The sequence below is a fragment of the Pseudomonas sp. YL2 genome, from assembly GCF_023063025.1.
Lineage (GTDB): Bacteria > Pseudomonadota > Gammaproteobacteria > Pseudomonadales > Pseudomonadaceae > Aquipseudomonas > Aquipseudomonas putida_A.
In genome coordinates, this window is sequence record NZ_JAJSLU010000025.1 from 16377 (window position 1) to 30635 (window position 14259).

Annotated in this window: 11 protein-coding genes; all 11 read left to right on the plus strand. The window is 59.5% G+C overall.

Annotated elements, in window-relative coordinates; genetic code table 11:
* Positions 1–115 precede the first annotated feature (115 nt).
* The 11 genes from LVD08_RS26185 to LVD08_RS26235 all read left to right on the plus strand — a co-directional run bounded on the left by LVD08_RS26185 (position 116) and on the right by LVD08_RS26235 (position 14200).
* Complete coding sequence (locus tag LVD08_RS26185; protein WP_247269634.1) at positions 116–2914, plus strand: LPS-assembly protein LptD; 2799 nt, start codon at positions 116–118, stop codon at positions 2912–2914.
* Positions 2895–4211 (plus strand): peptidylprolyl isomerase SurA, encoded by a 1317-nt coding sequence (gene surA / locus LVD08_RS26190; protein WP_183785569.1) that lies wholly within the window; start codon positions 2895–2897, stop codon positions 4209–4211. Before LVD08_RS26185 ends, surA begins: the two co-directional genes overlap by 20 nt.
* Positions 4208–5197 carry a 4-hydroxythreonine-4-phosphate dehydrogenase PdxA gene (gene pdxA, locus LVD08_RS26195; RefSeq protein ID WP_247269635.1) on the plus strand — a complete coding sequence of 330 codons (990 nt, stop codon included), beginning with the start codon at positions 4208–4210 and terminating at the stop codon, positions 5195–5197. Before surA ends, pdxA begins: the two co-directional genes overlap by 4 nt.
* Entirely contained in the window at positions 5194–6012 is an 819-nt protein-coding gene (gene rsmA / locus LVD08_RS26200) for a 16S rRNA (adenine(1518)-N(6)/adenine(1519)-N(6))-dimethyltransferase RsmA (RefSeq protein WP_247269636.1), read from the plus strand. The genes pdxA and rsmA overlap by 4 nt, the downstream gene beginning before the upstream one ends.
* 114 nt (positions 6013–6126) lie before the next feature.
* Positions 6127–6507 (plus strand): Co2+/Mg2+ efflux protein ApaG, encoded by a 381-nt coding sequence (apaG, locus tag LVD08_RS26205; RefSeq protein WP_247269637.1) that lies wholly within the window; start codon positions 6127–6129, stop codon positions 6505–6507.
* The gene (locus LVD08_RS26210; protein WP_247269638.1) at positions 6507–7388 is read left to right on the plus strand and encodes a symmetrical bis(5'-nucleosyl)-tetraphosphatase; all 882 of its coding nucleotides are present in this window, start codon (positions 6507–6509) and stop codon (positions 7386–7388) included. Before apaG ends, LVD08_RS26210 begins: the two co-directional genes overlap by 1 nt.
* A gap of 33 nt (positions 7389–7421) precedes the next feature.
* Positions 7422–7751 carry a thiosulfate sulfurtransferase GlpE gene (gene glpE, locus LVD08_RS26215; RefSeq protein ID WP_247269639.1) on the plus strand — a complete coding sequence of 110 codons (330 nt, stop codon included), beginning with the start codon at positions 7422–7424 and terminating at the stop codon, positions 7749–7751.
* A gap of 294 nt (positions 7752–8045) precedes the next feature.
* Positions 8046–9968 carry a PrkA family serine protein kinase gene (locus LVD08_RS26220; protein WP_003228848.1) on the plus strand — a complete coding sequence of 641 codons (1923 nt, stop codon included), beginning with the start codon at positions 8046–8048 and terminating at the stop codon, positions 9966–9968.
* A gap of 107 nt (positions 9969–10075) precedes the next feature.
* The gene (locus tag LVD08_RS26225; protein WP_003228849.1) at positions 10076–11347 is read left to right on the plus strand and encodes a YeaH/YhbH family protein; all 1272 of its coding nucleotides are present in this window, start codon (positions 10076–10078) and stop codon (positions 11345–11347) included.
* Entirely contained in the window at positions 11344–12906 is a 1563-nt protein-coding gene (locus LVD08_RS26230; RefSeq protein WP_003228850.1) for a SpoVR family protein, read from the plus strand. The genes LVD08_RS26225 and LVD08_RS26230 overlap by 4 nt, the downstream gene beginning before the upstream one ends.
* A gap of 64 nt (positions 12907–12970) precedes the next feature.
* On the plus strand, positions 12971–14200 hold the full coding sequence (locus LVD08_RS26235; RefSeq protein WP_247269640.1) for a multifunctional CCA addition/repair protein: 1230 nt from the start codon (positions 12971–12973) through the stop codon (positions 14198–14200).
* The last annotated feature ends 59 nt before the right edge of the window (positions 14201–14259 follow it).

A 14259-nucleotide genomic window follows, 5' to 3' on the forward strand; every position in this document is an offset into this window, starting at 1 on the left:
CGGCGCTAGCCGTCAAGCGGGTCATGCTTTATTATCCAGCATCTTTTTCAGACCATCGAGAGGCGTGCGGCCCACACCGCGGGCAGATGGCACGCAGGAAGCCCGGACTAATAAGATGGCATTGAAATCCCCCGCGTTTCGTAAAAAATTTCCGTTGTTGGTAACCGGCAGTCTGCTGGCTATGCAACCTCTGGCCAGTCAATTCGTTGTTGCCGCAGAGCAGTATGACTGCGCCGTCTCGGCAACGGGTGGCTGGGCGTGTGCGCCCAAGACGCCGGCAGCTGCATTGCCGCCGCGTCCGGTGCATGACGGCAGCGCTGTCAGCGCCGCCGGCGAAGCCCCGACCCAGAACGGTTCCACATCCGACACCGGCGCCAAGCCTGTGCTGGTCACCGAAGCCAAAGGCCGCGGCCTGAAATCCCGTAGCGAAGACTACAGTCACCTCGACTGGGTTCCGCGCGAGAAGCTCACCGCCGCCCAATTGGCCGAGACCGGTCCTTACTGCTCTGGTTCCTATATCGAACCAATTCGTCCTGGCATGAATGACAAGACGAATAAAAGTGACGCACCGACCTTTATCGGCGCCAAGGCCTCGCGCTACAACACCGAAGATCAGGTGGGTACGCTGGCCGGCGACGTGGTCCTGCGTCAGGGCAGCATGCAGGTCGAGTCCGACGAGGCCAGCCTGTATCAGGCCGAGAGCCGCGCCGAACTCAACGGCGACGTGCGCATCCGCGACAACGGCGCACTGATCGTCGGCGACCACGCCGATGTGCAGCTCGACACCGGTGAAGCCAAGGTCGACAACGCCGAATACGTGATGCACAAATCGCGCATCCGCGGTAACGCGCTGTACGCCAAGCGTGCCGAAAACGCGATCATTCGCTTGAAGGACGGCACGTACACCACGTGCGAACCAAACAGCAACGCCTGGCAGCTCAAGGGCAACAACATCACCCTGAACCCTGCCACCGGCTTCGGTACCGCGACCAACGTGACACTGCGGGTCAAGGACATTCCGATCCTGTACACGCCGTACATCTACTTCCCGATCGACGATCGTCGCCAATCGGGCTTCCTGCCGCCGACCATCGGCACCGGCAGCGATACCGGCTTCATGCTGGTGACCCCGTACTACTTCAACCTGGCGCCGAACTACGATGCCACGTTGTACCCGCGCTACATGAGCAAACGCGGCATGCTGGTCGAAGGCGAGTTCCGTTACCTGACCAAGTCCAGCGAAGGCCAGTTTGGTGCGGCGTATCTGAACGACGAAGATACCGATCGCAGCAAGCAGTCCGACTACGAAAAGAATCGCTACATGTACAACTGGCAGCACAAGGGTGGTCTCGACTCCCGCGTGATGACTCAGGTTGACTACACCAAGATCAGCGATCCGTACTACTTCCAGGATCTGACCACCGATCAGATCGGTGTGAAGAGCGCTGACTTCGTGAACCAGCAGGGTTCGGTGACTTACCGAGGCGACAGCTATACCGCGCGCCTGAACGCTCAGCAGTACCAACTGGCTACTGTTTCGAACATCACGCCATACGGCCGTCTGCCACAGATCACCTTCGACGGTCAGCTGCCGTATCACCCGGAAGGTTTGAACTTCGATTACGAGACCGAGATTGTTCGGTTCGATCGCGACCTGCAAAACGGCAACTTTACCAATGAAGACGGCACCATCTCGCCTCGCCTGGATACAAACGTTCAGGGCTTGGCGCGCGCCAACGGCGATCGTCTGAACCTGAAGCCGGGCGTCAGCCTGCCGATGAACTGGACCTATGGTTTCCTGAAGCCATCGCTCAAGTACCAGTACACCCAGTATCAACTGGATCTGGACGGCACCGGCAAGTCCCAGATTGCTGCGCAAACCGCCGAGCAGAACAAACTCAACGGCACCTTCGACAGCAATCAGAGCCGTGGCGTACCGATCGCCAGCGTCGACAGCGGCCTGTACTTCGACCGCAACACGTCGTACTTCGGCAAGAACTATCGCCAGACTCTGGAACCGCGTCTGTTCTACCTGTATGTACCCAAGGTTGATCAGGAAGACATTCCGGTATTCGACACCAGCGAATACACCTTCAACTATGCGTCGCTGTTCCGTGACAACCGCTTCTCCGGCTCCGACCGCGTCGGCGACGAGAACAAGCTGTCGCTGGGTGTGACCAGCCGCTGGATCGAAGACGACGGTTTCGAGCGTCAGCGCATCAGCGTCGGCCAGGCTTACTACTTCAAGGATCGTGAAGTCCAACTGCCAGGCATCGCGTTCAACGATCGTAAAGATGCCCAGTCCGACGTATCACCGTACGCTCTGGAATACGAATATCGCTGGAACCGTGACTGGCGCACCACCGCCGACTACAACTGGGACCCGGACAGCCGCAGCCCGCGTTCCGGCAGCGCGATGTTCCATTACCAGCCTGAAGACAACCCGAACAAGGTGGTCAACGTCGGTTATCGCTATCGCAACGACCAGGTTCGTTACGATCAGAACACCGGTAAATGGTCGGTGGGTGGTGGCGACTACGGCACGCCGGGCCAGCCTGGCTACGTGAAGGACTACTACAAGATCCAGCAGCATGACTTCTCGGTCATCTGGCCGATCGTTCCGCAGTGGAGCGCGATCAGCCGCTGGCAGTACGACTACAACCGCAACCGTACGCTGGAAGCCTTCGGTGGTTTCGAATACGACAACTGCTGCTGGAAACTGCGCCTGATCAATCGTTACTGGGTCAGCTATGACGAATTCAGTCAGAACGCCCCGGAAAACGAAAAAGGCGACCACGGCGTCTTCCTCCAAATTGTTCTGAAGGGACTCGGCGGCCTGACTGGCGCCAAGGTAGAGAGCTTCCTCGACAAAGGCATCCAAGGTTATCGTCAACGTGAAGACCAAGCTTTCTGATTCTCTGCGCCCGCTGCTGCTGGGCGCGCTGTTCCTGGGTACTGCGGCCAACGCCGCAGTACAGTCCATCGATAAAGTGGTCGCGATCGTTGATAACGACGTGGTCATGCAGAGCCAACTGGACCAGCGCGTCCACGAAGTTCAGCAGACCATCGCCAAGCGTGGCGGCGGCATGCCGCCTCCAGGCGTGCTGGATCAGCAGGTGCTCGAGCGCCTGATCGTCGAAAACCTGCAACTGCAGATCGGCGAGCGTTCCGGCATCCGCATTACCGATGAAGAGCTGAACCAGGCGGTCGGCACCATTGCCCAGCGCAACAACATGACCGTGGATCAATTCCGCGCCGCCCTGGCACACGACGGTTTGTCCTATGACGACGCCCGTGACCAGATCAAGCGCGAGATGATCATCAGCCGTGTGCGTCAGCGTCGTGTGGCAGAGCGCATCCAGGTCTCCGAGCAGGAAGTGAAGAACTTCCTCGCCTCCGACCTGGGCAAGATGCAGCTGTCCGAAGAACTGCACCTGGCCAACATCCTGATTCCTACACCGGAAAGCGCCAACTCTGATGCGATTCAGAGCGCTTACCGTCAGGCGATGGACGTTTACCAGAAGCTCAAGCAAGGCGCCGACTTCGGTCAGATGGCCGTTGCCAAATCCGGCAGCGACAACGCCCTGGAAGGCGGCGACATGGGCTGGCGTAAAGCTGCGCAACTGCCACCGCCGTTCGACCGCGAGTTGAGCAGCATGGCGGTTGGCGACATCACTCAGCCTGCACGCACTCCGGGTGGTTTCATCATCCTCAAGTTGCTGGCCAAACGTGGTGGCGAAGCGCAGATGCGTGATGAGGTGCATGTGCGCCACATCCTGGTCAAGCCAAGCCCGATCCGTGACGAAGCCAAGACCAAGGCCCTGGTGCAGTCGCTGTATGACCGCATCCTGGCCGGTGAAGACTTCGCTGAACTGGCGAAGAACTACTCCGAAGACCCGGGTTCGGCGCTCAACGGTGGTGACCTGAACTGGATCGATCCAAACGCACTGGTACCGGAATTCCGCGAAGTGATGGCCAAGACCCCACAAGGTCAGCTGTCCAAGCCGTTCCAGACTCAGTACGGTTGGCACGTGCTGGAAGTCCTTGGCCGCCGCGCCACCGACAGCACCGAGTCGGCTCGCGAGCAACAGGCAATGAATGTTCTGCGTAACAAAAAATACGATGAAGAGCTGCAAAACTGGCTGCGTCAGATTCGTGAAGAAGCCTACGTAGAAATCAAACTCCCTGGTGCAGACCAGGCAGCGCAGTGAAACCCAAGCGTTTCGCGCTGACACCCGGCGAACCAGCCGGCATCGGTCCCGACCTGTGCCTGCTGCTCGCCTCGCAAGCCCAGCCACACCCCCTGATTGCCATCACCAGCCGCGACCTGCTCACCGAGCGGGCCGCGCAGCTGGGGCTGGCCGTCTCTTTGCTGGAAGTGGCACCCGGTCAATGGCCGGATGCGCCAGCAGCGGCCGGCAGCCTGTACGTCTGGGACACCCCGCTGAGCGCTCTCGTGGTTGCCGGGCAACTGGATAAGGCCAACGCTGCCTTCGTTCTGGAAACCCTGACCCGCGCCGGCAACGGCTGCCTGAACGGCGACTTCGCCGGGATGATCACCGCCCCTGTACACAAGGGCGTGATCAACGAATCCGGCATCCCGTTCTCCGGACACACGGAATTTCTCGCCGACCTGACCCACACCGCCCAAGTGGTGATGATGCTCGCTACTCGCGGTTTGCGCGTAGCCCTGGTCACCACTCACCTGCCCCTGCGCGAGATTGCCGATGCAATTACGCCGGAACGGCTGGAGCGGGTCACGCGGATTCTGCACGCCGACCTGCAAGACAAATTCGGCATCGCCCGGCCACGCATCCTGGTCTGTGGGCTCAACCCGCACGCCGGTGAAGGCGGACACCTGGGCCATGAAGAAATCGACATCATCGAACCTACCTTAGAGCGCCTGCGCGGCGAGGGCATGGACCTCCGTGGCCCGCTGCCTGCCGACACTCTGTTTACCCCCAAATATCTGGAGCACTGCGACGCAGTGCTGGCGATGTACCACGACCAGGGCCTGCCCGTGCTGAAGTACAAAGGCTTCGGCGCCGCAGTCAACATTACCCTTGGCCTGCCGATCATCCGCACCTCGGTCGATCACGGCACCGCCCTGGATCTGGCCGGTAGCGGCAAGATCGACACCGGCAGCCTGCAGGTCGCCCTGGAAACCGCCTACCAGATGGCCGAGACCCGTTTATGACCGAGCAATACCAACACAAGGCGCGCAAACGCTTTGGCCAGAACTTCCTGCACGACGCCGGCGTCATCGACCGCATCCTGCGCTCCATCAGCGCCAAGCCTGACGACCGCATGCTGGAAATCGGCCCGGGCCAGGGCGCGCTGACCGCCGGCATCCTCAACTCCGGTGCGCAACTCGACGTGGTCGAGCTGGACAAGGACCTGATCCCGATCCTCAACCAGCAGTTTGCCGGCAAGAGCAACTTCAACCTGCATCAGGGCGATGCGCTGAAGTTTGACTTCAAAACCCTCAACGCCGCGCCGAACAGCCTGCGCGTGGTCGGCAACCTGCCGTACAACATCTCGACGCCGCTGATTTTCCACCTGTTGAACAACGCCGGCATCATTCGCGACATGCACTTCATGTTGCAGAAGGAAGTGGTCGAGCGCCTGGCCGCAGGCCCGGGTGGCGGCGACTGGGGTCGTCTGTCGATCATGGTTCAGTATCACTGCCGTGTGGAACACCTGTTCAACGTCGGCCCGGGCGCTTTCAACCCGCCGCCAAAGGTCGACTCGGCCATCGTCCGCCTGGTGCCGCATGCGGTACTGCCGCACCCGGCCAAGGATCATCGCCTGCTCGAGCGTGTCGTTCGCGAAGCCTTCAACCAGCGTCGCAAGACCCTGCGCAACACCCTCAAGCAATTGATGACCGCTGCCGAGATCGAAGCCGCCGGTGTCGATGGCAGCCTGCGCCCCGAGCAACTGGACCTGGCCGCATTCGTGCGCCTGGCCGACAAGCTCGCCGAGCAGGTTCCTGCCGCCCCCGCCGCCGACTGACCGGCGATGAACGCTATCGGGCAGGCCGCCACTCTGGTTTACTGCCCGATACTTGCCTAGACTGATTCCCCATCAGCTACGCCTCGCGTTCCGCTTTGCTTAAGGCCCTTTTGCATGTCCGATTCTCGTTATCAGGTCGACGTCAGTGTCGTTACCCGCTACCTGGCAGACCAATCGCAACCCGAGCACAACCGCTTCGCCTTCGCCTACACCATCACCGTGCAAAACAATGGCGCGCTCCCGGCCAAGCTGTTGTCGCGGCATTGGGTGATCACCGACGGTGACGGGCATGTCGAAGAAGTGCGCGGCGCCGGTGTCGTCGGCCAGCAACCGCTGATCGACACAGGCAAGAGCCACACTTACAGCAGCGGCACAGTGATGACCACCAAGGTCGGCACCATGCAGGGCACTTACGAAATGGTCGCCGATGACGGCAAGCATTTCGACGCGATCATCAAACCTTTCCGCCTCGCCGTCCCCGGAGCCCTGCACTGATGACGACGTACGCCGTCGGCGACCTGCAAGGCTGCCTCGATCCGCTCAAGTGCTTGCTCAAGCAAGTGGCGTTCGACCCGAAGCTCGATCGGCTGTGGCTGGTCGGCGACCTGGTCAACCGCGGCCCGCAATCGCTGGAGACCCTGCGTTTTCTCTACGGCATGCGCGATTCGCTGGTTTGCGTACTGGGTAACCATGACCTGCACCTGCTCGCTGCGGCCAACAACATTGAGCGCCTGAAGAAGTCCGATACCCTGCGCGAGATCATTGAAGCCCCCGACGCAGCCGATCTGCTCGAGTGGCTGCGCCAGCAGAAACTCATGCACTACGACGAGCAACGCGATGTGGCCATGGTGCACGCGGGCATCCCTCCGCAATGGTCCTTGCGCAAGGCCTTGAAGTACGCCGCCGAGGCCGAAGCCGCACTACGTGACGACAACCTGTTTCCGCTGTATCTCGATGGCATGTACGGCAATGAGCCGGCGAAGTGGGACAGCGATCTCACTGGCGTGACCCGCCTGCGCGTCATCACCAACTATTTCACCCGCATGCGCTTCTGTACCGCCGATGGCAAGCTCGACCTGAAGAGCAAGGAAGGTCTCGACACCGCCCCGCCCGGCTATAAGCCATGGTTCCAGCACAAAGAGCGCAAGACCCGTGGTCTGCGCATCATCTTCGGCCACTGGGCCGCGCTGGAAGGCGATGTCCGTGAACCGGGCATCTCGGCACTGGACACCGGTTGTGTCTGGGGCGGCAGTCTGACCCTGATGAACGTCGACAGCGGCGAGCGTGTGTCATGCAAATGCGATGAACACGGCGGGCTTGCGCCATCAGTCGCACCACTTATCCCCGAAACTTCGCCAGTCAGCGCGCCGCGTTAGACTGCGCATTCTGCCGAGCAACAGGAACCCGCCATGAGCGAATTCAAACGAATCCCCCCGGAACAGGCCCAGGCCCTGCGCGAGCAAGGTGCCGTGGTGGTCGATATCCGCGACCCGCAAACCTATGCCGCGTTGCACATCGCTGGATCGACCCATCTGGATAACCACTCCATTGCCGACTTCATCCGCAATGCCGATCTCGACGCGCCCTTGGTAGTGGTCTGTTACCACGGCAACTCCAGCCAGAACGCAGCGGCGTACCTGATCAGCCAGGGCTTCTCCGACGTCTACAGCATGGACGGCGGCTTCGAGCTGTGGCGTGCGACTTATCCGTCGGAAACCGCGCAAGGCACCGCCGAATAATTTTTTTGTCACGTGCAGGCCCCGGCTGCCGTGGGCCTGCGCGGGGCAGACGAACGGTCTGCCACAACTAATTACGTATCTCGCCTTTACCTCTCGAATTCCCAACTATCCTTAAGCCCAGGCCATCCAAAACAGGGGAGAGCCGGTACACCGGCGCACGGGTCATCGGGAGTGACTTTCAAGGTTGTCGACCGCGAAAGTGTTCTGGGGGGTAAACAAGCGGCCACCGCGGCTGCTTGCCAGCATCGACTGAGTGATCCGGCGTCGGCTCCACGTATCGAGCGAGGTGACGTCATGAGTATCTTTAGCCACTTCCAACAACGCTTCGAGTCCACACGCCAGGAAGAACTCTCGCTGCAGGAGTACCTGGAGCTGTGCAAAAAGGACCGCAGCGCTTACGTTTCCGCCGCCGAGCGTCTATTGATGGCCATCGGCGAACCCGAGCTGCTCGACACGTCGACCAACTCGCGGCTGTCGCGGATCTTCTCCAACAAGGTGATTCGCCGCTATCCGGCCTTTGAAGACTTCCACGGGATGGAAGAATGCATCGACCAGATCGTCTCGTATTTCCGCCATGCCGCCCAAGGCCTGGAAGAGAAGAAACAGATCCTCTACCTGCTCGGCCCCGTCGGTGGCGGTAAATCGTCCTTGGCCGAGAAGCTGAAACAGTTGATGGAAAAAGTGCCCTTCTACGCGATCAAGGGCTCGCCGGTATTCGAATCGCCTCTGGGTCTGTTCAACGCCACCGAAGATGGCGCGATCCTCGAGGAAGACTTCGGCATCCCACGGCGCTACCTGAACACCATCATGTCGCCGTGGGCGACCAAACGCCTGGCCGAATTCGGTGGCGACATCAGCCAGTTCCGTGTGGTCAAACTGTATCCGTCGATCCTCAACCAGATCGCCGTGGCCAAGACCGAACCGGGTGACGAGAACAACCAGGACATCTCGGCGCTGGTGGGCAAGGTCGACATCCGCAAACTCGAGGAATACCCACAGAACGACGCCGACGCCTACAGCTACTCCGGTGCGCTGTGCCGGGCCAACCAGGGCCTGATGGAATTCGTCGAAATGTTCAAGGCACCGATCAAGGTGCTGCACCCATTGCTGACCGCCACGCAGGAAGGCAACTACAACAGTACCGAAGGGCTGGGGGCGATTCCGTTCACCGGGATCCTGCTCGCGCACTCCAACGAATCGGAGTGGCACACCTTCCGCAACAACAAGAACAACGAAGCGTTCATCGACCGGATCTACATCGTCAAAGTGCCGTACTGCCTACGGGTCAGCGACGAGGTGAAGATTTACGACAAATTGCTGTTCAACAGTTCGCTGGCCAAAGCCCACTGCGCCCCCGACACTCTGAAGATGCTGGCGCAGTTCACCGTGCTGTCGCGCCTCAAGGAGCCGGAAAACTCCAACATCTATTCGAAGATGCGCGTCTATGACGGGGAAAACCTCAAGGACACCGATCCAAAGGCCAAGTCGATCCAGGAATACCGCGATTCGGCGGGCGTCGACGAAGGCATGAACGGTCTCTCGACCCGTTTCGCGTTCAAGATTCTGTCCAAGGTGTTCAACTTCGATCCGCATGAAATCGCCGCCAACCCGGTGCACCTGTTGTATGTGCTGGAACAACAGATCGAGCAGGAACAGTTCCAGGCCGAGACCCGCGAGCGCTATCTGCGCTACCTCAAGGAGTACCTGGCGCCGCGTTATATCGAATTCATCGGCAAAGAGATCCAGACCGCGTACCTGGAGTCTTACAGCGAGTACGGTCAGAACATCTTCGACCGCTACGTGCTGTATGCGGACTTCTGGATCCAGGATCAGGAATACCGCGATCCGGAGACCGGCGAGATTCTCAACCGTGTCGCCCTGAACGAAGAGCTGGAGAAAATCGAGAAACCGGCGGGCATCAGCAATCCGAAGGATTTCCGCAACGAAATCGTCAACTTCGTGTTGCGCGCCCGAGCCAACAACAACGGCAAGAACCCGACCTGGCTCAGCTACGAGAAACTGCGGGTGGTCATCGAGAAGAAAATGTTCTCGAACACCGAAGACCTGCTGCCAGTCATCAGCTTCAATGCCAAGGCGAGCAAAGAGGATCAACAGAAACACAACGACTTCGTTACTCGAATGGTCGAACGCGGCTACACCGACAAACAGGTAAGGCTTCTGTCCGAATGGTACCTACGGGTCCGGAAATCGCAGTAAAACAGCTACAAGCTTCAAGCTACGAGCTGCAAGAAAAAAGCATGTGAACGCTGTGCTTCTACTTGCGGCTCGCAGCTCACAACTTGAAGCTGCCCGGAGGGCCACGTATGAGCTATGTGATCGACCGACGTCTCAATGGCAAGAACAAGAGCACGGTAAACCGCCAGCGCTTCCTGCGGCGTTACCGTGATCACATCAAGAAGGCTGTCGAAGAGGCAGTCAGCCGCCGTTCCATCACCGACATGGAGCACGGCGAACAGATCAGCATTCCCGGTCGCGATATCGACGAACCGGTGCTTCACCACGGTCGCGGCGGCAAGCAGACCGTGGTTCATCCCGGCAACAAGGAATTCACTGCCGGCGAACACATAGCAAGACCTCCGGGGGGCGGCGGTGGCCGCGGTCCCGGCAAGGCTGGCAATTCCGGCGAGGGCATGGACGAATTCGTCTTCCAGATCACCCAGGAGGAATTCCTCGAGTTCATGTTCGAGGACCTTGAACTGCCGAATCTGGTGAAACGCAATCTGAGCGGCACCGACACTTTCAAGACCGTGCGCGCGGGGATCAGTAACGAAGGCAACCCGTCGCGGATCAATATCATCCGCACCCTGCGCTCGGCCCACGCCCGGCGCATTGCGCTGTCCGGCAGCAGCCGTGCCAAACTGCGCGAGGCCAAAGAGGAACTGGCGCGATTAAAGCGCGAAGAGCCAGACAACTTCGGCGATATTCAGGAACTCGAAGCGGAAATCGAGAAACTCAGCGCGCGCATTCACCGCGTGCCGTTCCTCGATACTTTCGACTTGAAATACAACCTGCTGATCAAGCAACCCAACCCCAGCTCGAAAGCGGTGATGTTCTGCCTGATGGACGTGTCCGGCTCGATGACCCAGGCGACCAAGGACATCGCCAAACGCTTTTTCATCCTGCTGTACCTGTTCCTCAAGCGGAACTACGACAAGATCGACGTAGTGTTCATCCGCCATCACACCAGCGCCCGGGAAGTGGACGAGGAAGAGTTCTTCTACTCGCGGGAAACCGGCGGCACCATCGTCTCCAGCGCCCTGAAGCTGATGCAGGAGATCATGGCCGAGCGCTACCCGAGCAACGAGTGGAACATCTACGCCGCGCAGGCTTCCGACGGCGACAACTGGAACGATGACTCGCCGATCTGCCGCGACATCCTGATCAATCAGATCATGCCGTTTGTGCAGTACTACACTTATGTGGAGATCACCCCGCGCGAACACCAGGCCCTCTGGTACGAATACGAGCGCATCGCCGAAGCCTTTTCCGACACGTTTGCCCAGCAGCAACTGGTCTCGGCCGGGGATATCTATCCGGTCTTCCGTGAACTCTTCCAGCGCAGGTTAGTGACATGACCGCCAAAGAGCAGAAACGCCAACCCATTTCCACCGGCTCCGAATGGACGTTCGAGCTGATCCAGGCCTACGACCGCGAGATCGCCCGGATTGCGGCCGGCTACGCCCTGGACACCTATCCCAACCAGATCGAAGTGATCACCGCCGAACAGATGATGGATGCCTATGCCTCGGTCGGCATGCCACTGGGCTATCACCACTGGTCCTACGGCAAACACTTCCTCAGCACCGAGAAATCCTACAGCCGCGGCCAGATGGGGCTGGCCTACGAGATCGTGATCAACTCGGATCCGTGCATTGCCTATCTGATGGAAGAAAACACCATCTGCATGCAGGCGCTGGTGGTGGCACACGCGTGCTATGGCCATAACAGTTTCTTCAAGGGCAATTACCTGTTCCGCACCTGGACCGATGCCAGTTCGATCATCGATTACCTGGTGTTCGCCAAGCAGTACATCATGCAATGCGAGGAGCGCCACGGTATCGATGCGGTGGAGGACCTTCTTGATTCCTGCCATGCGTTGATGAACTACGGGGTCGACCGCTACAAACGTCCCTACCCGATATCCGCCGAGGAAGAACGCCGGCGGCAGAAGGATCGTGAAGAACACATGCAAAAGCAGATCAACGATCTGTGGCGCACCATCCCCAAAGGCGCGGACAAGTACAGCGACAAGGACAACGCCCGGTTCCCGGCCGAACCGCAGGAAAACATCCTGTATTTCATCGAGAAGCACGCGCCGTTGCTGGAGCCGTGGCAACGGGAGATCGTGCGGATCGTGCGCAAGATCGCCCAGTATTTTTATCCACAGCGTCAGACGCAGGTGATGAACGAAGGCTGGGCCACCTTCTGGCACTACACCCTGATGAACGACCTGTACGACGAGGGCCTGGTGACTGACGGGTTCATGATGGAATTCCTCACCTCGCACACCAGCGTGGTGTTCCAGCCAGGCTTCGACAGCCCTTACTACAACGGGATCAACCCTTACGCACTGGGTTTCGCGATGTATCGCGACATCCGCCGCATGTGCGAAAACCCCACCGAGGAAGACCGGCGCTGGTTCCCGGACATCGCCGGTTCCGACTGGCTGTCGAGCATCAAGTTCGCCATGAGCAGCTTCAAGGATGAGAGCTTCATCCTCCAGTACCTTTCACCCAAGGTGATCCGTGACCTGAAGCTGTTCAGCATCCTCGATGACGACCAGAAGGACGATTTGCTGGTGCCGGCGATCCACGACGAAACCGGTTACCGGATCATCCGCGAAACCCTGGCCGCGCAGTACAACCTCGGCAACCGCGAACCGAACGTGCAGATCTACAGCATCGACCGACGCGGCGACCGCTCGCTGACCCTGCGTCACCAGCAACATGACCGCAAACCCTTGGGCGATTCCACCGACGAGGTACTGAAACATCTGCACCGGTTGTGGGGCTTCGACATTCACCTGGAAACCCTTCAGGGCGACCAGATCATGAAAACTCACCACGTACCGCCGCGAAGTGAACACAGCGAGGGTGATTACGGTCGACTCGACCTTGCCGTGATTCATCTCTAGATGCGGTTCTGACCTCCGAAAGTCCGACACAAGGGTTATCCTGTCGGGCTAACGGAGGTTTTTTATGCAGATTTTCAAGGTTGGCGGTGCGGTACGCGATCGCTTGCTGGGTATGCCGGTCACCGACGTTGATCGGGTGGTGGTGGGCGCGACCACTGAGGAAATGCTCGCCCAGGGCTTTCGCCCCGTGGGTGCGGATTTTCCGGTATTCCTTCACCCGAAAACCGGCGAGGAATACGCCCTTGCCCGCACCGAACGCAAAAGCGGTCGCGGTTATGGCGGGTTCACTTTTCATGCAAGCCCCGAAGTCACTCTGGAAGAAGACCTGATCCGCCGCGACCTGACCATCAATGCAATGGCCGAGGACGACCAGCAAAACCTCACCGATCCTTATCATGGGCAACGCGATCTCGAAGCGCGGATCCTGCGCCACGTTTCCCCCGCATTCGCCGAAGATCCGCTCCGCGTGCTGCGCGTTGCGCGCTTTGCTGCCCGTTATGCCAGTCTTGGCTTCACTGTCGCACCAGAAACACTGGAACTGATGCGCCAGCTCAGCGAGTCCGGCGAACTGCAGGCGCTGACCGCCGAACGCAGCTGGAAAGAAATCTCCCGCGCACTGATGGAAGATCAGCCGCAGGTATTCATCCAGGTGCTGCGCGATTGCGGCGCACTGAAAGAACTGATGCCGGAAGTCGACGCGCTGTTTGGCGTGCCACAACCGGAAGTGCATCACCCGGAAATCGACACCGGCCTGCACACTCTCAGCGTTCTGGAGCAATCAGCGCTGCACAAACAACCGCTGACGGTACGCTGGGCTTGCCTGCTGCATGACCTCGGCAAAGGCCTGACGCCGGAAGAAGAGTGGCCACGACATATCGCCCATGAACACACTGGGTTGAAGCTGATCAAAGCAGTCAACGAACGCTTCAAGGCACCGAAGGATTGTCAGGAGTTGGCCTTGCTTGTCGGCAAGTACCACACCCACTGTCACCGGGCGCTGGAATTGAAAGCCTCAACATTGCTGGAGCTGTTGCAGAGCTTTGATGTGTATCGACGACCGCAGCGGTTTGAAGAGTTTATCGGCGCATGCGAAATGGACGCCCGAGGCCGTAAAGGGCTGGAGCAGAGAAGTTATCCACAGGCCGATTATTTACGCGGCGCTGCCCAGGCTGCGCGGGAAGTCGCGGTGCAGCCGTTGCTGGAGAAGGGATTCAAAGGCCCGGAACTGGGCGAAGCGCTGAAGCGAGAACGACTGAAGGCGCTAAAAGCCTACAAAGACAAGGCGTCAGCCTGAAAAGCTTCGCGAGCAAGCCCGCTCCCACAAGGGGAATGCATTCCAAATGTGTGGGCTTG

What these genes read in the sequence shown, in the direction of transcription:
- LVD08_RS26235 (WP_247269640.1), top strand. Translation starts at nt 12,971, where the DNA reads ATGCAGATTTTCAAGGTTGGCGGTGCGGTACGCGATCGCTTGCTGGGT.
- LVD08_RS26220 (WP_003228848.1), top strand. Translation starts at nt 8,046, where the DNA reads ATGAGTATCTTTAGCCACTTCCAACAACGCTTCGAGTCCACACGCCAG.
- LVD08_RS26225 (WP_003228849.1), top strand. Translation starts at nt 10,076, where the DNA reads ATGAGCTATGTGATCGACCGACGTCTCAATGGCAAGAACAAGAGCACG.
- LVD08_RS26185 (WP_247269634.1), top strand. Translation starts at nt 116, where the DNA reads ATGGCATTGAAATCCCCCGCGTTTCGTAAAAAATTTCCGTTGTTGGTA.
- glpE (WP_247269639.1), top strand. Translation starts at nt 7,422, where the DNA reads ATGAGCGAATTCAAACGAATCCCCCCGGAACAGGCCCAGGCCCTGCGC.
- rsmA (WP_247269636.1), top strand. Translation starts at nt 5,194, where the DNA reads ATGACCGAGCAATACCAACACAAGGCGCGCAAACGCTTTGGCCAGAAC.
- LVD08_RS26230 (WP_003228850.1), top strand. Translation starts at nt 11,344, where the DNA reads ATGACCGCCAAAGAGCAGAAACGCCAACCCATTTCCACCGGCTCCGAA.
- apaG (WP_247269637.1), top strand. Translation starts at nt 6,127, where the DNA reads ATGTCCGATTCTCGTTATCAGGTCGACGTCAGTGTCGTTACCCGCTAC.
- LVD08_RS26210 (WP_247269638.1), top strand. Translation starts at nt 6,507, where the DNA reads ATGACGACGTACGCCGTCGGCGACCTGCAAGGCTGCCTCGATCCGCTC.